At 57.4% G+C, this 18,932-nt stretch carries 21 protein-coding genes and 1 pseudogene; 12 read left to right on the forward strand and 10 right to left on the reverse strand.

All coding sequences use genetic code 11. From position 1 onward, the window contains the following. Window positions 1-25 precede the first annotated feature (25 nt). From BMI89_RS16945 to BMI89_RS21125, 4 genes and pseudogenes are all read left to right on the forward strand, one after another. Window positions 26-1,660, forward strand: a complete 1,635-nt coding sequence (locus tag BMI89_RS16945) for a Mu transposase C-terminal domain-containing protein (protein ID WP_140849483.1) — start codon at window positions 26-28, stop codon at window positions 1,658-1,660. Between the two features lies 1 nt (window position 1,661). After that, window positions 1,662-2,543 carry a TniB family NTP-binding protein gene (locus BMI89_RS16950; protein ID WP_078572043.1) on the forward strand — a complete coding sequence of 294 codons (882 nt, stop codon included), beginning with the start codon at window positions 1,662-1,664 and terminating at the stop codon, window positions 2,541-2,543. Beyond that, window positions 2,540-3,331, forward strand: coding sequence for a TniQ family protein (locus tag BMI89_RS16955; RefSeq protein WP_038147409.1), 792 nt, complete (start codon window positions 2,540-2,542; stop codon window positions 3,329-3,331). The genes BMI89_RS16950 and BMI89_RS16955 overlap by 4 nt, the downstream gene beginning before the upstream one ends. Before the next feature lie 56 nt (window positions 3,332-3,387). Beyond that, window positions 3,388-3,729: pseudogene (locus BMI89_RS21125) on the forward strand (hypothetical protein); the annotation flags it as partial. A gap of 91 nt (window positions 3,730-3,820) precedes the next feature. On the opposite strand, the gene BMI89_RS16965 reads toward BMI89_RS21125, so the two are convergent. Continuing rightward, window positions 3,821-4,327, reverse strand: a complete 507-nt coding sequence (locus tag BMI89_RS16965) for a hypothetical protein (protein ID WP_028095402.1) — start codon at window positions 4,325-4,327, stop codon at window positions 3,821-3,823. Next, window positions 4,324-5,445 carry an XRE family transcriptional regulator gene (locus BMI89_RS16970; protein WP_028095403.1) on the reverse strand — a complete coding sequence of 374 codons (1,122 nt, stop codon included), beginning with the start codon at window positions 5,443-5,445 and terminating at the stop codon, window positions 4,324-4,326. The genes BMI89_RS16965 and BMI89_RS16970 overlap by 4 nt, the downstream gene beginning before the upstream one ends. A gap of 67 nt (window positions 5,446-5,512) precedes the next feature. On the opposite strand from BMI89_RS16970, the gene BMI89_RS16975 reads away from it, so the two are divergent. Together BMI89_RS16975 and BMI89_RS16980 are read left to right on the forward strand one after the other, a co-directional pair. After that, the gene (locus tag BMI89_RS16975) at window positions 5,513-5,737 is read left to right on the forward strand and encodes a DUF2188 domain-containing protein (RefSeq protein ID WP_028095404.1); all 225 of its coding nucleotides are present in this window, start codon (window positions 5,513-5,515) and stop codon (window positions 5,735-5,737) included. An 18-nt stretch (window positions 5,738-5,755) separates the two neighbouring features. Further along, a complete protein-coding gene (locus BMI89_RS16980; protein ID WP_028095405.1) occupies window positions 5,756-5,965 on the forward strand; it encodes a hypothetical protein in 210 nt (69 codons plus the stop codon). A 296-nt stretch (window positions 5,966-6,261) separates the two neighbouring features. Here BMI89_RS16980 and BMI89_RS16985 read toward each other — a convergent pair whose 3' ends face one another. Together BMI89_RS16985 and BMI89_RS16990 are read right to left on the reverse strand one after the other, a co-directional pair. Then, window positions 6,262-7,104, reverse strand: coding sequence for a hypothetical protein (locus tag BMI89_RS16985; RefSeq protein ID WP_078572045.1), 843 nt, complete (start codon window positions 7,102-7,104; stop codon window positions 6,262-6,264). Between the two features lie 236 nt (window positions 7,105-7,340). Continuing rightward, window positions 7,341-7,985, reverse strand: a complete 645-nt coding sequence (locus BMI89_RS16990) for a hypothetical protein (protein ID WP_246832060.1) — start codon at window positions 7,983-7,985, stop codon at window positions 7,341-7,343. A gap of 473 nt (window positions 7,986-8,458) precedes the next feature. Here BMI89_RS16990 and BMI89_RS16995 point away from each other — a divergent pair, with 473 nt between their 5' ends. Continuing rightward, entirely contained in the window at window positions 8,459-8,701 is a 243-nt protein-coding gene (locus BMI89_RS16995) for a type II toxin-antitoxin system ParD family antitoxin (protein ID WP_028095408.1), read from the forward strand. A gap of 5 nt (window positions 8,702-8,706) precedes the next feature. Next, window positions 8,707-9,027 (forward strand): type II toxin-antitoxin system RelE/ParE family toxin, encoded by a 321-nt coding sequence (locus BMI89_RS17000; protein ID WP_028095409.1) that lies wholly within the window; start codon window positions 8,707-8,709, stop codon window positions 9,025-9,027. A gap of 208 nt (window positions 9,028-9,235) precedes the next feature. Here the strand turns inward: BMI89_RS17000 and BMI89_RS17005 are convergent, their stop codons facing one another. From BMI89_RS17005 to BMI89_RS21130, 6 genes are all read right to left on the reverse strand, one after another. Next, window positions 9,236-10,558 (reverse strand): APC family permease, encoded by a 1,323-nt coding sequence (locus BMI89_RS17005; protein ID WP_028095410.1) that lies wholly within the window; start codon window positions 10,556-10,558, stop codon window positions 9,236-9,238. Then, on the reverse strand, window positions 10,551-11,243 hold the full coding sequence (locus BMI89_RS17010) for a VTT domain-containing protein (protein WP_028095411.1): 693 nt from the start codon (window positions 11,241-11,243) through the stop codon (window positions 10,551-10,553). The genes BMI89_RS17005 and BMI89_RS17010 overlap by 8 nt, the downstream gene beginning before the upstream one ends. Then, on the reverse strand, window positions 11,240-12,688 hold the full coding sequence (locus BMI89_RS17015; RefSeq protein WP_028095412.1) for a multicopper oxidase domain-containing protein: 1,449 nt from the start codon (window positions 12,686-12,688) through the stop codon (window positions 11,240-11,242). The genes BMI89_RS17010 and BMI89_RS17015 overlap by 4 nt, the downstream gene beginning before the upstream one ends. A 15-nt stretch (window positions 12,689-12,703) precedes the next feature. Then, the gene (locus BMI89_RS17020; protein WP_035367136.1) at window positions 12,704-13,165 is read right to left on the reverse strand and encodes a rhodanese-like domain-containing protein; all 462 of its coding nucleotides are present in this window, start codon (window positions 13,163-13,165) and stop codon (window positions 12,704-12,706) included. 21 nt (window positions 13,166-13,186) lie between these two features. Next, the gene (locus tag BMI89_RS17025; RefSeq protein WP_009573613.1) at window positions 13,187-13,573 is read right to left on the reverse strand and encodes a DUF302 domain-containing protein; all 387 of its coding nucleotides are present in this window, start codon (window positions 13,571-13,573) and stop codon (window positions 13,187-13,189) included. A gap of 89 nt (window positions 13,574-13,662) precedes the next feature. Further along, window positions 13,663-14,493 carry a hypothetical protein gene (locus tag BMI89_RS21130; protein ID WP_229861857.1) on the reverse strand — a complete coding sequence of 277 codons (831 nt, stop codon included), beginning with the start codon at window positions 14,491-14,493 and terminating at the stop codon, window positions 13,663-13,665. Between BMI89_RS21130 and BMI89_RS17035 the strand changes: the two genes are divergently transcribed. Genes BMI89_RS17035 through BMI89_RS17050 form a run of 4 tightly spaced genes read left to right on the forward strand, consistent with a single transcriptional unit; the run spans window position 14,455 to window position 18,929 of the window. Next, window positions 14,455-15,177, forward strand: coding sequence for a response regulator (locus BMI89_RS17035; RefSeq protein ID WP_009573615.1), 723 nt, complete (start codon window positions 14,455-14,457; stop codon window positions 15,175-15,177). The genes BMI89_RS21130 and BMI89_RS17035 overlap by 39 nt on opposite strands. Continuing rightward, entirely contained in the window at window positions 15,174-16,559 is a 1,386-nt protein-coding gene (locus BMI89_RS17040) for an ATP-binding protein (RefSeq protein WP_028095414.1), read from the forward strand. The genes BMI89_RS17035 and BMI89_RS17040 overlap by 4 nt, the downstream gene beginning before the upstream one ends. Before the next feature lie 22 nt (window positions 16,560-16,581). Beyond that, window positions 16,582-16,881 (forward strand): SHOCT domain-containing protein, encoded by a 300-nt coding sequence (locus BMI89_RS21025; protein ID WP_198431755.1) that lies wholly within the window; start codon window positions 16,582-16,584, stop codon window positions 16,879-16,881. A gap of 47 nt (window positions 16,882-16,928) precedes the next feature. Further along, entirely contained in the window at window positions 16,929-18,929 is a 2,001-nt protein-coding gene (locus tag BMI89_RS17050; RefSeq protein ID WP_028095416.1) for a heme lyase CcmF/NrfE family subunit, read from the forward strand. Window positions 18,930-18,932: the final 3 nt, after the last annotated feature.

The raw sequence follows: 18,932 nt of genomic DNA on the forward strand, positions 1-18,932 counted from the left end.
TCACAGACATTTGCGGCAAATATCGATGAATGATGATGGCGAAGACTCCGTTGCCGTTGGTGCTGAAGAGGCGCGCAGGGCCGCGGTGCTGCGCCCTCTTGTTCAGGCATATCTCAATGGGACTGGCAGCCTGGAACGTGGCATCAATGACGCCGTTTGGGAGCTTGGTGTCAGCAGGGCGACGGTCTGGCGTTGGATAAAACGGTTGGCGGAAGAGGGTGGGCGCACCAGCGCTCTGGCTCCGCGGAAACGGGGCCGCCCGACCGGGACGATGTTAATATCCAGCAAAGTCGAAGCGGTAATCGAGGAGCACCTTCGCCGCTATTTCTTGCGCCGGGAGCGTTCGAGCTTGTCGCGCGTCGTGACAGAAATCCGCAGCGCTTGCTGGCAGGAGGGCTTGCAACCGCCGACACGGCGAACGGTTCAGCGTCGTCTGGATGCGATGGATGCCCGCGAAGTTGCGAAGGCACGAGAGGGCGCAAAGGCGGCCCGCCAGAAATTTGCGCCGGTCACAGGTGAGAACAAGGCCAGTATGCCACTGGAGATCGTCCAAATTGATCATACACCGGCGGACATCATTCTTGTCGACGGCTTTGAACGCAAACCAATTGGGCGGCCTTGGGTCACGCTGGCGATCGACGTCGCAACGCGGATGGTGACCGGATATTACACCTCTCTCGAGGCACCTTCGCGTCTGTCAGTGGCGCTTTGCCTGACACAGGCGGTGGCCCTCAAGGAGGAACTTCTTGCGGAATTGGCGTGCGATGTTCCTTGGCCGGCACAGGGCAAACCGCACAGCATCCACGTCGATAACGGTCGCGATTTCCGGTCGCGCGCCTTTCGGTCGGCCTGTGCGGATTGGGGGATCGATCTGGTCTATCGACCGCCAGCAAGTCCTCACTTCGGTGGTCACATCGAACGGTTGATCGGCACCATGATGGGGGCCGTTCACCTGTTGCCGGGAACAACGCAATCCTCGATCGCGGCAAAGGGCGACTATGACGCCGAAAGCAAGGCCACGATGACGTTGAGCGAATTCGATCGCTGGTTTGCTCTGGAAATCTGCCGTTACAACAACAGCATTCATTCAAGTCTTGGCTGCACGCCCGTTGCCAAATGGGAGGCGCTCTCAGAGCAAATGACAGGCGACATCCCCTTCGAGATGGAAGCCTTTCAGGTGAGCTTCCTGCCGAGTGAACTGCGCAAGATCAGGCGTGACGGCATCCATCTGTTCCAGATAAGGTACTGGTCCGATGCCCTTGCAGGCCACATTGGGCGCGGGGATGGAAAGGTGGTCGTTCGCTACGATCCTCGCGATATCTCAATGATCTGGGTCGAACTGGACGATGGCCGGTATGTTGAGGCGCGGTACAGAAACCTGGAAATTCCGCCCGTCTCGCTCTGGGAATATCGCGAAGCGATGAGGAAGGCCCGTGCCCTTGGCAAGTCCGGGTCTAATGAGCTGGTGCTGGCTGAGCTGATCCGACAGCAACGCCAGATCGAAGCTGAAAGCCGGGGCCTGACGAAGGCCGAACGCAGAACCCGTGAAAGAAAAGGGACATTGAAGGGCACGAACTCGGCCGTCTCGACAACCGAAGGGCTGCGCCCGATCGATACGGGTGATACATCGCGCCCATTGTTCAAGGTGGAGAGATGGTGAATTGAGGGCAGGGACAACTGAAGAAGACGGCCGGATCGCCCTCATTCAATCGGATATCTGGATCGGCTTTCCTCGGGCGGAACAGGTGTTGGACCGCTTGCAGGGCATGATCGAAGCGCCACGACAAACCCGTATGCCTGGGCTTCTTGTGCATGGCGCCTCCGGGATCGGAAAGACGATGATTGCCCGAAACCTGTCGCGCAAGTACGCACCAGAATACGATCCGGCGTCGGGCATCACCCGCACACCGCTTCTGCTGTTGCAAGCGCCGCCCGCACCTGATGAACGGCGGTTTTACCTGCACATCCTGGCCGCCGTCGGCGCCCCGGCGACGGCTCTTAGCGCCCGCGCTCAAAATGTGGCTTCCCTCGAAGTCCGTGTCATCGCGCTCTTACGCGACCTTGGCCTGCGGATGATCATGATCGACGAGGTCCACAATCTCTTGGCCGGGACCCACCGCGAACAGCGCCGATTTCTCAATGTCCTGCGGTATCTCAGCAATGAACTCGAGGTGTCACTGGTCTGCCTTGGGGTCAGCGAGGCCGTCGATGCTATTCGCGGTGATATCCAGCTTGCCCGACGGCTGGACGAACATCATCTGCCAAACTGGCGCGACGATGCCGAGTTCTCGGACATGATCCAGACCCTTATTGCTGCCATGCCACTGGAAAAGAAGTCCAACCTGAAGGTCAAATCTCTCAAGCAGGTCTTGGCACTGACCGGTGGGGTGACCTCGCGCATCTTCGCTCTGGTCAAGGATCTTTCCATCGACGCCATTATCACAGGCGAGGAATGCACCACCGATGACGCAATCGCAAAATGGACGCCGGTTTGGTCGCGCCATGCGAACCCCCATCGGCGGCTCCAGAAGTCCCGGGTGTGAAGCCGCACCCGCTGCCCAAGACTGTCGCGCCGCTGCCAGACGAGTTGTTGTCAGGTTGGTTGTCTCGGCTGGCGGCGGCCAACTACTGTGATGATGCGGAACTACTGGCTCATCTCAGAATCGATACCGCGCATGGCACCGCCTTGGACTTCAACGTCGACGCGGCTGCGGCGGCGAAGATTGCCAACGCCGCACGGGTTAACCCAGATGTTGTTCGATCTTTGACCTTTCCGGCAATGACGCCACGAGAAGCCTCGCTGACGGCTCAGATGCCATTCCAGCATTGCATGCAATGCGCCAGAGAGGGTCTTTCGCTCAGGCATTGGAGGCGGGCCTGGGCATTTGACTGCCAAGTTTGCGGGACGAGACTTGTGCAGACCCTTGGCAAACTCCGTGAGGAACAAATATCTGGAAAACTGATATACCGAGCGCGCCGCGGGGCAGAGATGCTTGAGTGCGCCGCGCGCTCGCGCGGCCCCAAGCAACTTCGGCGCGCAATGCGCGCAGTCACCTTTGCCATGTCACTCAAAACCTTCCGCGGGGATCCGTCGTTCGCTGTCCAGAACCCCAGATCGGAAGTTAGGCTGTTCTGCCTCGCCGCAATCGCCGCCGCTCGATCTCATCCCTTGGCTAAGGCAGCCATCGTCAGCAAAAGCATCGACGACTATGCAAGGGTTGCTCTCTTGCGCGCCTTCGAGAAGGAGCCTCGATTGCTTGCCGCGGTTGATCACATCGCGCAAAGGTGCGCGAGAAACAGGGGCCCCATGACAGCCGTATCTCACAATTAAGGGCAAAAATTGTCGCCAAACGCGTCGCGTCTCAGATTAAAGGGCAACGCGACAGCGGGGCAGGGGGGCTCCGTGTTAGTGGCCCGCCGGTCGATCGCCTCGCTCGCTGGCTTGAGGGAATGGCGACGTCGTGCCTGACTGCGATGCGTTACCTAGATGACATTGAGTCTTGGTTTGTGCGGGCAGAAACCGAAATGTCGCCGCTCTCGGGTAAGACCCCTCCGGCGCTGCTCGCCACACTTACGGAATGGCCACTCGTTTCTGCGCCAATGGCCGAGGCCATTACAGGCGCCAGTCGAACTGCCGTTCAGCGCAACCTTGCTTGGATGGAAGCGCGAGGGCTAATCCGTGAGGTAACGAGACAAGGGCGCTATCGGATGTGGTGCACCGCGAACTGAATGCTGCTGATGGGATTTCCGAATTCCTTGACGCACTTCTGTCCTCCATAGACCTATGCCCAGAAGGTGAGATGATCGGCAATCTCTGCAGCTATGCGCTGAGACGGCGCAGCCGCTTGTCGATCTCAGCCACGGGCAGGAAGACAGCATCATCCGCGCGCCAGACCTGCAGCGCGGAGATGAGAAGCTCGACCTCGCAGACACCGGCCGCGTGCAGTTCGTCAATGATCCAGAGTACGCCATGAACGCGCACGGCGCGGGCGGTGGCCACCTTGCGCAGCAGGTTGTCGCCGGTCAGGAGGATACCGTTCTCCTGGCAGGTTGTCGTCACGAGGGCGAAGCAGTCGTTGGCCGACAAGCGGCTATGTTCCCGCTTCAGTGCGAAAACCCGCGCGACCTCTTCGCCCGGCAGATCATAGGTGGCAAGGCCACCATCTTCGAGCATCCGCCATTCCTGCGCCGTGAAGTCGAGGAGCTCCTCCTCACGGATGGGCAGGGGCACGATGAACCGATAGGGCAGCCGCAGCAGGACGTGCAGCAACTCTCCCTTCTTCAGGTCGATCAGGCAGGACGCATCATTGACGACGATACAGGTCACTGGTCACGCGGCCCCCTGATGTCACGTTCGACAACGCTCAAAGGGAGCCCGAGCATCTGGGCAGCGCGAACAGGCGAAATCAACTCCTCGCCGAGCGCGCGCCAAACGAGGCGCTCGAAGCGTTGCGGCTTCTCGAAGGCCGCGAAACCCTCACCGGGACCGATAGGCTCCGGCTCTTCGCGCCGCCAGCTTCGCGCATAGGTCTTGAACGCATATTCCACAGCGCTCTTCGACAGAATGCCCACTTGGCCGAGCCGCACGAGCATCGCGGCGGCAGAGACTCCGTAGGTGCGCTTGAGCCGCATGATCTCTATCCAGGTCATGCCGTGCCGGTTCCGGCCAGCTTCCTCTTCCAGATGCTCGCGCGGGATAAGAAACGCCCCCGCGAAGCGGTGCATGGACGGCTCCTTTTTCAGCGCGACATTGCCGGTCTCGATGATGATCCGATGCGCGAGCTCATGGGCGAGGTTGAAGCGCTTGCGCTCGACGTTGGTGTGCCGCGAGACGACGATCACCTCAGTCGGTGCACCTTCCGCCCGCTCAACATGACAAGCCAGCCCGTTGATGCGCTCAGGTAGATCGGCCTCGATGACCTTGAGCCCCTTGTCTTCGAGCAGGGCGGTCATGCTTGGGATGGGGTCGATCCCGAGCTTCCACTCGCGCCGCACGTCCCGCGCTTTGGCGTCGATGGCCTCTTCATCGGCTACCATGTCCACGCGCAGCGCGGCGAACGGGTCTTCAGCCGGATGCAGGTCGAGGATGTCCTCGATGGCGAGATAGTCTTCGAGCTTCTCGATCACGATGGCTTCCGCCATCGCGCGATCCTGCGCCGAGGCAGTCGAGTTCTTCCGCCACTCGACGCTTTCCAGAGCTTCGACCTGGCCACCGACAAGAAAATCCAGCGACACGCCGAGCGCCTTTCCGAGGCCGACCAACACCGACGAGGACGGCATCATCTTGTCCGCTTCGTATTTGCTGATGGCCTGCGCCGACACGCTTGGGGTCACGCGGTCGGCGAGAGCTTGCATGGATAGGCCAGCCCGCTTGCGGGCAAGCCTGAGCCTTTGTCCGAACATGGTCCTCTCCCGGCGGTTGTTGTTTTGGTTGATAAGCGCCATTTCCTAATCTATATTTAAACACAAGGTTGGCAGAATCGTCAACCGAAATCGACATATGGAGCTTAAAATGTCTAAGAAAAATCAGCATGTTGTGCCGCATCAGGGCGGTTGGGCAGTGAAGGGGGCGGGCAACTCCCGCGCGTCTTCCGTCCATGGCACGCAGCGCGAGGCCATCGCGGCCGCGCGAGAATCCGCCATGCGCCAGGGCAGCGAGATGCTGATCCACGGCGAGAACGGTCGCATCCGCGAGCGTAACACCTACGGCAACGATCCCTTCCCTCCGAAGGGCTAACAGAAAAGGAACGACGCGATGGCTCGCATCGAAATGCGGTTCAATGGCCGCAAGATCGCCTCTGCCGCCCAGCTTCAGCGTGAGCTGACGCGCAGCATGGAGAAGCACGTTGAAGACAGCCTCAAGAAGGCTGCCGGTCCCGGCGTGCGGATGAAGAAGACCCGCGAAGGCTACAGCTTCGAGGGCTCGCCCGAGCAGATCGAGCGCATGAAGAAGCGGCTGCGCTGACGTGGCCGTCGAAGCCGCCCACAGCGACTTCACCTCCCCAACTGGATTGCCCCTTCGGCTGGCAATCATCAACTCCGGTCGCTGAACCGCCGCTTGTAGCGGGAGACGGGAGTCCTTTCTCAGGCAACCGCCGTTCATACGACATTCAGGCCATCCCTTCCGGCTTCGGCCCCTCGGATAGGAAGGCACATGGCTTCAAGCCGATGCAGTGCTTCAAGAACTCACTGCGCGACCACACCGGCTATTGCGCCCACAATCTGGCTGAAGTCGAGCTTGATTGGCCAACTGAGTGAAAGTCACCGCGCAATCTCGCCAGCAAACACCGCCCGTCCGTGCACCGCCAAAGTTGCTGAAAACCTCTGGCACCCAAACTTGCGGATCACATCGAGTACCCGCGCTTCGTAGGCAGCGTGTCCGATCAAGCGACACAAGTCGGACGCGTGGAACTGGCGGTTCGCAGTTGGTGCGGCTTGCATCTGTCTCAGCAATTCGCGCTCTTTGGGATCCGTTATTGGTCTCGCGGGCGGCTTGACCGCGGGACAAGTTGGAGTTCCCCACGAATTTCGCCATCGGCGCATGAAGCCAAGCAGGAAGCCGGCCGGCACCCTGCCGTTGCCTCGGGACCGGTTGAAGGCGAGGAAGCGATCCCAGATGACCTGGGTGTCGATGTTCCAGCAGGGCAACGTGGCCTTCGCTGCTTTGATGAGCTCTGCCCAACTGGTCTGAAAAACGTTCGAACTCTCGGTGATTTCGATCAGCCCTGAGAAGATAGTTTTGTTATTATTATCTCTAGATAGTGATGTGTCGCCTTCACCTGACACGAGATCATGGGTTTCACTCTCCTCGTCGAAGGCGGAAAACCGAAAGATCCAGGGCGCGAACTTGCCATTCGGCTTCGCCCGCTCGAGCTGCAACTCCGACGTCTCAAGTTCGTTCAAAAGAACCGAAAGATATTGTCTTGAGACACCCATCTTCTCCGCCAGGGCCGAGAGGGTGAAGGCTGCCGTTCCGCGCGACAAACCGTTGTAGCCATCCTTCCAGGCGATGGCATCGAGGATGAGGGTAGCAAGCTTGTGCGCAGCAACAGAGAGATTTGTCTGCGTGATCCGTCTCAGGATCAGGCCGGTCGTAGGTTCCATGGTCGAGGTCTCCTTGGAGATCCGACGCCATGTCGTGAGACAACAACATTCTTGCCAACAAAACAACTTTGCTGGTTGCAGGTGTTTTAGCGGTGCGCTAGGAAACTCTTGTTCACGGAGTTTTCTAGCACGGCGTCAGGCTTCACGGTCTGGCGTCGTCTCCTTTTTGGGGGTTCTGCACAGCCTTCCGTGCGGGGTTGTGAGGACGCGCACAGCAAAACCGCGCGCAGATTTTGTCAGTAGCGAACCTCTTCAGAGCCATAGTTCCCGGCGTGGTCGCGCCAGTCGACGAAGACGGAACGGTAGAAGTAGCTGCCACATCCATTCGGGATGCGCAGTCCGGATGCGGTCGGCACCTGGCCCACGGTGGATCTTGTCCATCGGTAATCGCCCTGCACGCCGTAGGACCCCAACCGCGTGGAGTCGCTGCGATTGCAGTCGCCATCTCGGTTTTCATGCTGGCGGTACTGGATGTGATAAACGCGAATGCTGCGCACGAAATCAAAGGCGTCGCCCGAGATGTCGATGTCGGCTTGTTCATCCGCCTGGACGCGGACAAGGGGCATAGGAGTCGGTTCGGGCGGATCGCGGAACGTGATGTCATAAAGGCGTTCCATAGGCGACATTGGACTGGGGTCTTTGAACGACACACCCATTGGGCACCGCCAGATTTGTAAGGGCGGCTCGATCGGCCATGGCGTGATCCGCCGAATGAAGACCGCTCTGGCATGCGCGCAGGGCGCGGAGGCAGGCCAGCCGCCCGCAAGGCAGAGGAGGATTGCACAGTCGACCTGATAGGCTTGAGCCGGACCTGACGAGGCCATTAGTCCGGATATGGTTAGTGCCGTGGCTGTTGCCACGCTGTGGATCACGTGCTTCATGATGCCGACTCCATCTATAATGGTGCAGCGATACGAAACAACATTAATGATAGCAAGAAGATTTGATTGATGGTTGCTTGCGACTGTTCGCTTGTGTCGCTTGACCGCTTCCAAGATCTGACGCCGGTTCTGGCTGCTTCTGCGTCTTGAAAGTGGCCAAAATTGCGGACCCCTTTCACGTTAGCTGCTAAACAAACGTCTGTTACAAAGGGGAAATTGGGTGTTCCAATGTGGCCGCGAAAGTGGTCACGGAAGGACAGATCGAATGAGCCCTCCAAACCGCGTGGCGCAGCGCTCGTGGCCTCGGGAAGGGCTGTATCGGGAAACTGCCGGGCCCGGCTCTCCGCATGGAATCCGGGATCAGAAGGGCGGGAGCAGCCAGCGAGCCGATTTGGGGCCCAAGTTGGGATCGAGCATGAGCTTGAATATCTATGTCAGTATCTGATACGATTGAGCATGGATAGGAGAGTCTGATGCCAAACGTCCACCTGACCGAACCGATGCAGAAATATGTGCAGGCGCAGATCGAGTCCGGCGCCTACGCCAATCTGAGCGAAGTCGTGCGCGCCGGCGTAAGGATGCTGATGGAGAAGGATGGCGCCCGGCAGTTCTATTCCCTCAAGGCCGACCTAGAGGAAGCAGCCTCCCTGGCCGAAAATGGGGATTTCGCCGAGTTCGATGCTCATGCCTTCGAACCGGATGCGTTTGATCGCTGACCCACATGACTATTCGGCTTTCCGGTCGGGCCAGGGCCGACCTTGAAGAGATCCGTGCCTACACCGTCGAAACTTGGGGTAGGGATCAATGGCTCGTCTATTACCGCCAGTTGGTTAACGCCTTCGAGCAGATCACCGGGGATCCCGACCGGGGTCGGGACAGGAGTCTCTTCGTTCCGGGGATGCGGTCCGTCAACTGCCAACGTCACGTGATCTTCTACAAGCGGCTAGATGCCGCGGATGGGGCGGCAGTCATCCTGCGCATCGTGCACCAGCGCCGCAACATGCCCGCGCTCGTCTACTACGAGGGTCTCGACGGCGGTTAAGCTCTTGCGTTTCCTCATTTCAATGGCTCGACCAGTCTTCCATAGTCTTCACTGACCTCGTGAAACGCGCGTTGGCGCCCGGCATTGAGGCAACGGAAGTAGTCCTACACATCGGCAAAGTGGATCTCAAAATCGCTCAAACCCGACCAATTTGAATGTTGGAAGCGCTAAGAATTACTGCTTCGATACCTGGTCATCACGCGAGCACTCAATTCCCATTGTGATCATGTTGATGTGGCTCGGTTTTTGTGCGCTGAAGAAACCAATGCTCAAAGATCAATACACAAGCCATGATCGCGAATGCGACCACTACAATCATTGGATCGCTCTGCCACTTTAGTGAAGCGAATACGACAAGCACGATCGCGTCGAGACCGATTGCAGTCAACATGATCCATCCATGCGCAGAAAGCTCGGCCCTAAGGTTTCGGTACACTCCCCAGTGAATAACCATATCCATTACAAGGTAAAAGAAGGCCCCCATAGAAGCTATTCGGCTAACGTCGAAGAGAATGGTCAGCAGGCTCGCAATCACTACTGTGTAGATCAGTGTATGGTCGCGGACTCCGCCTGACATCCCAAAATGACTGTGCGGGATCAATTTCATCTCTGTCAGCATTGCCAACATACGAGATACCGCAAAGATGCTGGCAATCACGCCTGATGCAGTTGCGATCAAAGCGAGCGCGACGGTCAGATAGAAGCCCGTTTCCCCAAGGGACGGTGCTGCCGCTTCCGCGAGCGCATAGTCTTTTGCTTCGACGATCTTGCCAAGCGGCAAGCTGCTTCCCACCGCAAATGCTACCAAGAGATACACCACTACGCAGACCGCCAATGAAATGATGATCGCGCGTCCGATGTTGCGGTGTGGGTCCACTATCTCGGCGCCGCTGTTGGTGATTGTCGTGAACCCTTTGAATGCCAGAATTGCCAACGCTGTGGCACCAACAAATCCACTGAGACCCTGTGAAGCTGTTCCATCTCCTGTTGTGCCAAAAGTAAACCCGCCGGCCCAAAGCGCAGAGATCCCAAACAGAGTGATACCGCCAACTTTCAGTACGGCGAGCAATTGGGAAATCCAGCCTACAGAGCGGTTGCCCGAGATGTTGACGACATAGGCTGCGATAATGAGAGCAACGCCTATTGCCGGAACCAGTAAGCCATCTGGTGCAATGCCCAGTCCACGGAGCAAATAGTTTGCGAAGGTCCGTGCGACTAGGCTTTCGTTAATGACCATTGACAGAGCCATAAGCAAAGCCGCTGCAGCGGCTACGGCGGTTGGTCCATAGGCCTTTTGCAGGATCATTCCAATTCCGCCAGCTGACGGGTAGGCATTGGACATTCTTATGTAAGTGTAAGCGCTGAAGGCTGTAACGATGGCTCCAACGATGAACACAAGTGGAAAGGTAGGGCCGGCCAGTTCCGCAATTTGGCCTGTGAGTGCCAGAATTCCGGCGCCAATCATGACACCAGTCCCCATGGCGACGGCATCCCAAAGAGAAATGCTGCCCGCTTTATAGTCGCTATTCATCGTCGATCTGCTTTCTATTTTTGAGGGTCAAAAAGACAAAAGGCAGTGCTGTCACAACCCCAAGTCCTATCGTGATCCATTCAGCCGTTCCCCAATCCCCTGACATGGCCACAGCTCCAAAATGGGCAAGAACAAAACTCGCCGGCAAAATCCCGGCAAAAGTTGCCAGCATGAAGCGCCATAGATGAAGTTGGCTCAAGCCCGCAACATAGCTGATTGCATCGAAAGAAACGAATGGAAGCAGGCGGGACGCAAACACTGATAACATCAGAGCCTTTTGCGACCCCAACAGCCCGAACTCTGAATATTTACCCAAAAAACGCCGAACTGTGCTTCGACCGAGTTTTCGCGCGATGACAAATGCGATTGTAGCACCGAGCTCCGAGCCTATGGCTACGTAGGCGGCTCCGAGATAGTGGCCAAATGCAGCCCCGGCGGCTAGTGCGATTGGTGCGCTCGGTATGGGGCTTGCGACAATCGCGAGGGCCATGAGTGCAATAACCGCGAGGGGGCCAACGGCTCCGGCATTTTCAATATGGCGCTGCACTTCAGCCTGTGAAAAGGCGACCCCAAGATTGCTCAGAGAAACCGTGCCCGAAAAAAGGCCGAAAACTGCAAGAGACAGAACAGTTGCTATCGCCAAACAACCAATCAGGCGACCATATCCCCATGCTTGCACGATCATGTGACCGTGAACTGCGCCATCATTCCTCCATCTTCGTGTTCAAGGATGTGACAGTGATACATGAAGGGATTGGCGCGATCTGCCGTCTGCTCAAAGCTGACCAGGATATCGACACGGCCATTTACGAGCACGGTATCCTTCCAGCCAGAATTTTGTATGCTTGGTTTCTTTCCGTTTTCGGCGAGCACCTGAAACCTCACGCCATGAACATGAAACGGGTGCATCATCATGTTTGAGGAGACTTGCCAAATCTCGGTCGCCCCCTTCGAAAGAGACAAGTCTATCCTCCCCATGTCGAAGGACTGCCCATTGATCGCAAACCGATCATTCGACCTACGCATCATCATGCCCATCCCCATTGGCATATCGAGTGTGATCTGACGTGTATTGACTGATCGGGCCTCACTGTCAGGCAGGACGCCGCCCAAGTCGGCGGGTATTTCCAGAATGCGGGCAGGAAGTCTCACATCCACACCAAAGGGTAGAACTACGAAGCTCCCCCCAGCAGTGCTCGCGCCGCCCATCATCCCACCCATCATCTGATTGGGATTTGCAGAGGATACCAGCGTGCCAGCCTCTCCTCCCGAAAAATCGACGAGGACTTCGTATCGTTCGCCGGGAGCGATCACGAGGGACTCAATTGCGACAGGTTGATTAAGATAGCCACTGTCCGTCGCGATGAGGTGCATCTCGCGACGGTCAGAAAACGATAGGGGATAAATCCTCGCGTTCGAGCCGTTGAGCAAGCGCAAACGGACAATACCGCGAGGGACGACAGCCTGGGTGCCTAGCTGACCGTTAACAAGAATGACATTTCCCATGAAACCCATCATCTGATCTGGCATAGACAGGCCATAATCGATGCGGCCCTGCCGGTCGAACCGGCGGTCTTGCAGAACCAATGTCAAATCATCGACGCCGTATGAGATCGGGAGACCCCGAGCATCGTCCCGACCGTCATCAACGTGGATCACACCGGCCAATCCCCTTTGAACTTGTCGTCCGGTGTCGCCATGAACGTGCGAGTGGTACCAAAGAGTAGCGGGTGGTTGTGTCAGATCCAGTTCGGGAGACCAAGTCGTGCCCGGTTCAATCGTCTGGTGTGGGCCGCCGTCAACTTCGCCGGGTATCAGCATACCGTGCCAGTGCACCGAGATTTTCTCTGACAGCGTATTGTCGATCTGTGCTTGCGTCGAAGCTCCTGCGGGAAGACGTAGTGTAGGCCCCAAAAAGGATTGGTTGAACCCCCAGGTTTCGCCGCCGCCCAGTCCTGTAAAATCGGTCTTGCCCTTTTGGGCAGTCAGACGGAAATGCCGATCGCGGGTTGCGTCGAGCAATGGTGGCATAGCCAACGCCCTGACACTCTCCTGTGCGATGGCCGCCAGCGGACCTGTGGCAAACGGCAGGCCAGCCAAGCCGGCGATGAAGGCTCTACGATTGGTCATGGTATAGCTTGTGTCTCACGCTAGCTCACTTGGGAGGGCGGCCAGTGCGGCTTCTCTTGTTACTGTCGGCAGACCTTGCTCGATCCAGCCGGATCTCCCCGGGGCGCCAAGCATCCCGCCTACGGCGTCAACAAAGCCGGCAGCTTTCGCTTCACGCAACTTGCTCATTACGAGACCTGAGCGATGGCCGGTCCGACAAATCAGGGCGACCGGGCGTCCCGCAGCAAGATCGCGGGCGGCGAAGAGGCGCTCCCCGAACCGCGGATGGGTCATGTCGATTGGCCACGCCCCCTCCGCGACGCCGGTATCTTGCCATTCCTCGGGTCTGCGGATGTCCACAAGCCTTGCCAAATCGCTTTTCAGCGCATCATGGAGAGTATCGAGCGCCCATACGTCATGGTTGTCAGCCCAAGCTGGCGAATAGGCAAGCAAGGTGCTCGATGCGAACAGGCCAAAAGTTTGACGGCGGCTCAGCATGGTCTGCCTCCTCAGTTTAGTTTATGCGTTGTCAACCGCAGATCGCAGCATATCGCGCACCTGCGCGGCGACTTCGTGCAGCTTCTCATTCTCGACAGCGGCCATCGAAGCCACAGGATCAACAGCGCTGATTTCAGTGCCGTTTTCGACCGTCCGCAAGATCACGTTGCAAGGCAGCATCGATCCTATACGGGGCTCCAGCCCAATGGCCTCCCATGCCATATGAGGGTTGCACGCACCCAGAATGCGGTATCCATCCATGTCGCGGTCAATCTTTTTCTTCATTGTTGCCTGGACGTCGATTTCGGTCAGTACACCAAATCCCTTTTCTTTCAGGGCTTCGCGCAGGCGCATCTCCGCATCATCAATCGCCGTATTGGGCAGATGTCTGTTGTAGGTATAACTCATTTTGAGCCCTCTCGATCTTGTTCAGGCAAACCCAAAGCGCCGAACCGTTGACGGGCTTGCCTGAATGGGGAAATTCTGAACGACGGGGTTCAGTTGTCTTGGTCCGTCATCATTCCGGGATTTGCTGTCATACCCTGTGCCATGTTGTCGGCAGGGGCGACTATTTCGCCTTGAGAAATCTGGCCGTCGCCATCAGCATCGAGCATCTGGAAACGATCGACCATGGTCTCGCGCATCGCCTTGGCGTGAAGCGACGCGAATTCGTCAATCGAGAGCGTGCCGTTACCGTCGGCGTCATAGTCCGACAGCATCGACTGAAGGCCCTCATGCGCCTCTTCGGGAGACACTGCGCCGTTTCCATCCATATCGAACATTGACATCATGTTGCCCCCCATCATCGGGAACATACCTTGACCGGTTGTGCTTGGTCCCATGATGCTGCCGTTTCCGCTCATCATGCCCGAATGCATTTGCATCATCATGCGCATCATGCCGTGCATCATCTGAAGATGCTCGGCCATCTGACTGGGATCCATCATGCCGCCACCCATCAGCATTCCGGGCCCGCCCGTCCCTGCCATCGGTTGAGCAAGTACATTGGGAGAGACGCTTTCAGCGCCCGCAGCTTGGTGATGGCTGTCATCGGCGAGCGCAGCACCTGCTGTGAGAACGGCAACCAGAAGACCGGTAGAAATTTTTGTTGAGTAGGACATTTTGAAGCCTTTCCTTCTTTTGACCTCATACAACTTGGCATCAAACATTTGAATGTAAGGACGTACACCCGTGGATTTGTATCCGTCTGTCGCAATGGACAGGGGCTGATACAATTGGCGACAAAAAGGAACCTGACCGTCTGATTTCCAATGCTTTAGAAGGGCCCCATGCAACACGCGCCACATATTCTCGTCGTGGATGACCATGAACAGATCCGGAAAAGTGTAACCCGCTATCTGGAAAAGAATGGCATGCGAGCAACCGCTGCCAAGGATGCGGCGGAGATGGACGCGAAGCTGGCTGTCGGAAGCTTCGACCTACTGGTCCTGGATATCATGATGCCTGGCGAGGATGGCCTTTCCGTTTGCCAACGTCTGTCAAGCGAAGGGCGACTGCCGATCATCATGTTGACCGCGCTCGGTGAAGATGCGGACCGTATTGTCGGTTTGGAGATCGGTGCGGACGATTATCTTCCCAAGCCGTTTAATCCACGCGAACTCCTTGCGAGGATCAAAGCCGTCCTGCGAAGAAGCGAGCACAAAGAAGCCTTCACCGGATCTCTGAGCGGCCGCAAAGTCCGCTTTGCACACCTTACCTTGGATGTAGACCGGCAGGTGCTTCTCGACGACGCGGGACAAGAGACCGCTCTTACGGTCGCAGAATTCAAACTGCTGACGGTCCTTCTGGAGCGCCCTCGGATGGTGTTGAGCCGCGATCAGTTGCTAGATCTTTCTCAGGGCATTTCCGCTGGTCCGTTGGACAGGAAAATTGACAACCAGATTTCGCGCCTTCGGCGAAAGCTCGAGCCCGACATTCTCCGTCCACGTATTATCAAGACGATCAGAAGCGGCGGCTACTGCCTGTCGGTCGACGTCGAGGTGTCCGAATGATCTGGCGGCTCCTACGATCTCTCCGGATCCAACTCGTTCTTCTCATCATTATCGCGTTGGGGATCGCACAGTTTGTCAGCCTGTGGCTCTTCGCCGATGAACGAAGCCTCGCCATACGGGCTGCTCTTGGGTTTGAGGCAGCTGGACGAGCGGCAAATGTTGCGCGCTTGATTGAAGAGGCACCCGCTGACCTGCGCCCATCAATTATCCGCGCGGCGAACTCGCCCCTTGTTCGCTTTGACCTCGGGACGAAGCCGCTTGTGCAACATAGCGACCATTCGGATGGCGGGTTGGTTGAAACCCGCGTCCGCGCACTCCTGAACGACAGCTACAGTCGCGACATTCGTGTAGAGCTTCACCAGATCCAAGGCGCGATCCTGCCGCTACCGAACCTGTCGCACGAAATGACCGAGATGCACTTGGCCATGATGCGAGGTGAACTGTCCGCTATCGAGATGAACCTTTCAATTTCGATCGCCGGTGGCCAGTGGTTGAACGTAAGTACGCGCTTTGAGCGTCCGCCGATCCAGTGGCCGCTTTATTCCATGCTGACATTTGGTCTGACGGCAATGGCCCTGTTGGTCGCAGTGAGCTGGTTTGTCATGACCGGACTGCTGGGCCCTCTGCGGCGATTGGCCGGGGCGTCGGAACGATTGGGGCGTGGAGAAGACATAGACGCGTTGCCAGAACGGGGACCCCAGGAGGTTCGGGAGCTGACCGCTGGTTTCAACCGCATGCAGGACAGGCTGACACGGTTCGTTGCCGACCGAACGAGGGTTCTGGCGGCCCTTGGACATGATCTTCGATCTCCGCTTACCGCAATGAGAGTACATTCAGAAATGGTAGAGGAAGACGAAACCCGAGAGAGTCTCGTCGCAACCGTCGAAGAAATGCAGTCGATGGTGGAAGCAACCCTTACCTTCGCGAAAGGTCTCTCAGGGAACGAACCAATGCAGGATGTTGACCTGCAATCGTTCCTAGAAGCTCTGCGGGGGGATATGGTCGTACCGTTTGTGCTCTCTGACGGCCCCGAAGTCACGGTTCGATTGCGCCCCAATGCCATTCGACGGGCATTGCGAAACGTGATCGAGAACGCGGTGCGCTACGGCGGGTCCGCAACGCTGGGCTGGATATCAGCCGATGGGGAAATAGAAATTTCCGTCACTGACAGAGGGCCGGGGATTCCAACCGCAGAATTGGAACGCGTATTTGACCCATTCTTCAGGCTTGAAGAAAGCCGATCTCTGGAAACCGGCGGGCATGGGCTGGGCCTGTCGATCGCAAGGTCCATTCTTCGCGCGCAGGGTGGGGAGATCAGTCTGGCGAACCACCCGGACGGCGGGCTTATCGCGACAATTCGATTGCCAGTTGCTGAAACATGAAATGACAGAAAAGGAAACCGACATGCTTAGACTTACCAACACAACCGCAGCATTCACGCTGTTCGCGACGGCCGCCATGGCGGACCCAGGCGGAGATTATTACGGCCACATGTGGGGCGGTGGATTTGGAATGCTGGGAGGGCTGATGATGATCGTGTTCTGGGGCGTGATTATTGCGCTGATATTCTTCGCCGTTCGCTGGTTCAGCGAAAAGGACCGTGTTTCCGGGTCTAGTGCTCAGGACATTCTCAGGGATCGCTTCGCGCGCGGTGAGATTGATGAAGACGAGTATCGCAAGCGCAAGGCCGCTTTAGACGACTGAGAAACTGATCACCAGTCGATCCCACTGCCAAAGATCATGAGGCTCCTATGACCCCGGAACTCGGCCATTTTGTGCTGGCCCTCGCATTGGCGTTGGCCATCGTCCAATCGACTATTCCTCTTTTCGGCGCGGCCCGGGGCAATCTTCTCTGGATGCGTTCAGCCCGGTCAACTGCTTTTGGGCAGGTCGTCTTCGTCGGACTTGCCTTTGCCGCCTTGATGCGCGCTTTTGTTGTCTCTGATTTCACTGTTTTGAACGTCGCGAACAATTCGCATTCGCTGAAACCAATGATCTTCAAAGTCGCGGCGACTTGGGGAAGTCATGAAGGATCGTTGCTGCTCTGGGTCTTCATTCTGACCATCTTCGGTGCTGCGGTTGCTGCTTTCGGCTCAAACCTACCGGAAACACTTCGAGCGCGAACTTTGGCAATGCAGGCATGGATCAGCGTCGGGTTTCTGTCCTTCCTTCTCTTTACATCCAATCCGTTCGAGCGCGTCTTTCCTCCGCCGCTTGATGGCGCTGACCTCAATCCTCTGCTCCAGGATATCGGCCTCGCGATGCACCCGCCGCTGCTGTATTTTGGATATGTCGGCTTCTCGATCGTCTTTTCGTTTGCAGCCGCAGCCTTGATCGAGGGACGGATCGACACAGCCTGGGCAAGATGGGTTCGACCCTGGACACTGGCCGCGTGGATCAGCCTGACTGCGGGGATAGCTCTCGGATCGTGGTGGGCATATTACGAACTGGGTTGGGGTGGATGGTGGTTCTGGGACCCGGTTGAAAATGTCAGTTTTATGCCCTGGCTTCTCGGGACAGCACTTCTCCATTCGGCGATTGTCACTGAAAAGCGTGACGCGTTCAAAAGCTGGACAATCCTGCTCGCGATCTTGACGTTTTCGCTGTCACTCCTCGGCACATTTGTGGTTCGGTCTGGCTTGCTGACCTCTGTGCATGCTTTTGCCGTGGATCCGGAGCGAGGCCTATACATTCTTGGCCTGCTTGCGATTTCAATTGGTGGCTCACTTGCACTCTATGCGTGGCGGGCGCCAATGATGGAAGGTGGCGGGTTGTTTAAGCCGATTAGTCGAGAGGCAGGGTTGTTGCTAAACAACCTGATCCTGGCTACAGCGACTGGCACGGTTCTGTTCGGTACGCTTTATCCGCTGTTTCTCGAAGCCGTTTCTGGTGACAAGATTTCCGTCGGTCCGCCGTTCTTCAATGGCGCGTTCGTACCAATGATGCTCCCCTTGGTTTTTGTCATGGGTCTCGGGCCGTTTTTGTCCTGGAAACGAGCCGATCTGGTCGGAGTGCTTCAACGTGTCCGCTTCGTGGTGGTGCTGGCGGTGCTGGCAACGCTCGCAATTTGGTATTTCGCCAAAGGCGGGCCCGTGTTGGCATATCTTTCGATCCTCATCGCGCTTTGGTTGTTTTTTGCTTCCTTACGTGAATGGGCGCTGCGGGTTCGTTTGTTCGAGGTTCCGCTCCAGGAAAGCATCCGGCGTGCCCGCAATTTGCCCCGCGCGGCGCATGGAATGACGCTCGCTCATGCGGGAGTTGCGGTCTTGATGATCGGCATGATTGGCTCTTCGGTTTGGAAATCTGAAGAGATCGCATTTGTAGAGCCCGGCACGAGTGTCAACATTGCGGGATTTGATGTCACATTTGAAGGTGTGCAGCGCGTTCGTGGCCCGAACTATATTGCGGATCAGGGAACCCTGCGCGTCGAAAGGGGCGGCTCTTTCGTGACGGCTCTCAAACCTGAGCGGCGCAGCTATCCGGTCGCACAAAGTACGACAACAGAATCGGCGATACGGTCAACCCTGGCGGGAGACCTATACGCTTCGATCACGGAACCCTCTCTGGACAAAGCCGAAGAGAGCGGTGCCTGGACTCTGCGTATTCTCTATGAGCCATTCGTCGGCTTGCTTTGGTTGGGTGCGGCCATGCTTGTCATAGGCGGCAGTCTGTCCTTGTCCGATCGCCGCTTCCGTGTCGGGGCACCCCAAAGCTCCAAGGCACGATCCACGAAACCGGTCGCAGCGGAGTGAGCA

Source organism: Thioclava sp. F36-7, from assembly GCF_002020075.1.
Classification (GTDB): domain Bacteria; phylum Pseudomonadota; class Alphaproteobacteria; order Rhodobacterales; family Rhodobacteraceae; genus Thioclava; species Thioclava sediminum.

Excerpts from the sequence above, each read along its gene's own strand:
- BMI89_RS16945 (WP_140849483.1), top strand. The coding sequence starts at position 26 with ATGAATGATGATGGCGAAGACTCCGTTGCCGTTGGTGCTGAAGAGGCG.
- BMI89_RS16970 (WP_028095403.1), bottom strand. The coding sequence starts at position 5,445 with ATGGCGCTTATCAACCAAAACAACAACCGCCGGGAGAGGACCATGTTC.
- BMI89_RS16975 (WP_028095404.1), top strand. The coding sequence starts at position 5,513 with ATGTCTAAGAAAAATCAGCATGTTGTGCCGCATCAGGGCGGTTGGGCA.
- BMI89_RS16980 (WP_028095405.1), top strand. The coding sequence starts at position 5,756 with ATGGCTCGCATCGAAATGCGGTTCAATGGCCGCAAGATCGCCTCTGCC.
- BMI89_RS16985 (WP_078572045.1), bottom strand. The coding sequence starts at position 7,104 with ATGGAACCTACGACCGGCCTGATCCTGAGACGGATCACGCAGACAAAT.
- BMI89_RS16990 (WP_246832060.1), bottom strand. The coding sequence starts at position 7,985 with ATGAAGCACGTGATCCACAGCGTGGCAACAGCCACGGCACTAACCATA.
- BMI89_RS16995 (WP_028095408.1), top strand. The coding sequence starts at position 8,459 with ATGCCAAACGTCCACCTGACCGAACCGATGCAGAAATATGTGCAGGCG.
- BMI89_RS17000 (WP_028095409.1), top strand. The coding sequence starts at position 8,707 with ATGACTATTCGGCTTTCCGGTCGGGCCAGGGCCGACCTTGAAGAGATC.
- BMI89_RS17005 (WP_028095410.1), bottom strand. The coding sequence starts at position 10,558 with ATGAATAGCGACTATAAAGCGGGCAGCATTTCTCTTTGGGATGCCGTC.
- BMI89_RS17010 (WP_028095411.1), bottom strand. The coding sequence starts at position 11,243 with ATGATCGTGCAAGCATGGGGATATGGTCGCCTGATTGGTTGTTTGGCG.
- BMI89_RS17015 (WP_028095412.1), bottom strand. The coding sequence starts at position 12,688 with ATGACCAATCGTAGAGCCTTCATCGCCGGCTTGGCTGGCCTGCCGTTT.
- BMI89_RS17020 (WP_035367136.1), bottom strand. The coding sequence starts at position 13,165 with ATGCTGAGCCGCCGTCAAACTTTTGGCCTGTTCGCATCGAGCACCTTG.
- BMI89_RS17025 (WP_009573613.1), bottom strand. The coding sequence starts at position 13,573 with ATGAGTTATACCTACAACAGACATCTGCCCAATACGGCGATTGATGAT.
- BMI89_RS17035 (WP_009573615.1), top strand. The coding sequence starts at position 14,455 with ATGCAACACGCGCCACATATTCTCGTCGTGGATGACCATGAACAGATC.
- BMI89_RS21130 (WP_229861857.1), bottom strand. The coding sequence starts at position 14,493 with ATGGTCATCCACGACGAGAATATGTGGCGCGTGTTGCATGGGGCCCTT.
- BMI89_RS17040 (WP_028095414.1), top strand. The coding sequence starts at position 15,174 with ATGATCTGGCGGCTCCTACGATCTCTCCGGATCCAACTCGTTCTTCTC.
- BMI89_RS21025 (WP_198431755.1), top strand. The coding sequence starts at position 16,582 with ATGCTTAGACTTACCAACACAACCGCAGCATTCACGCTGTTCGCGACG.
- BMI89_RS17050 (WP_028095416.1), top strand. The coding sequence starts at position 16,929 with ATGACCCCGGAACTCGGCCATTTTGTGCTGGCCCTCGCATTGGCGTTG.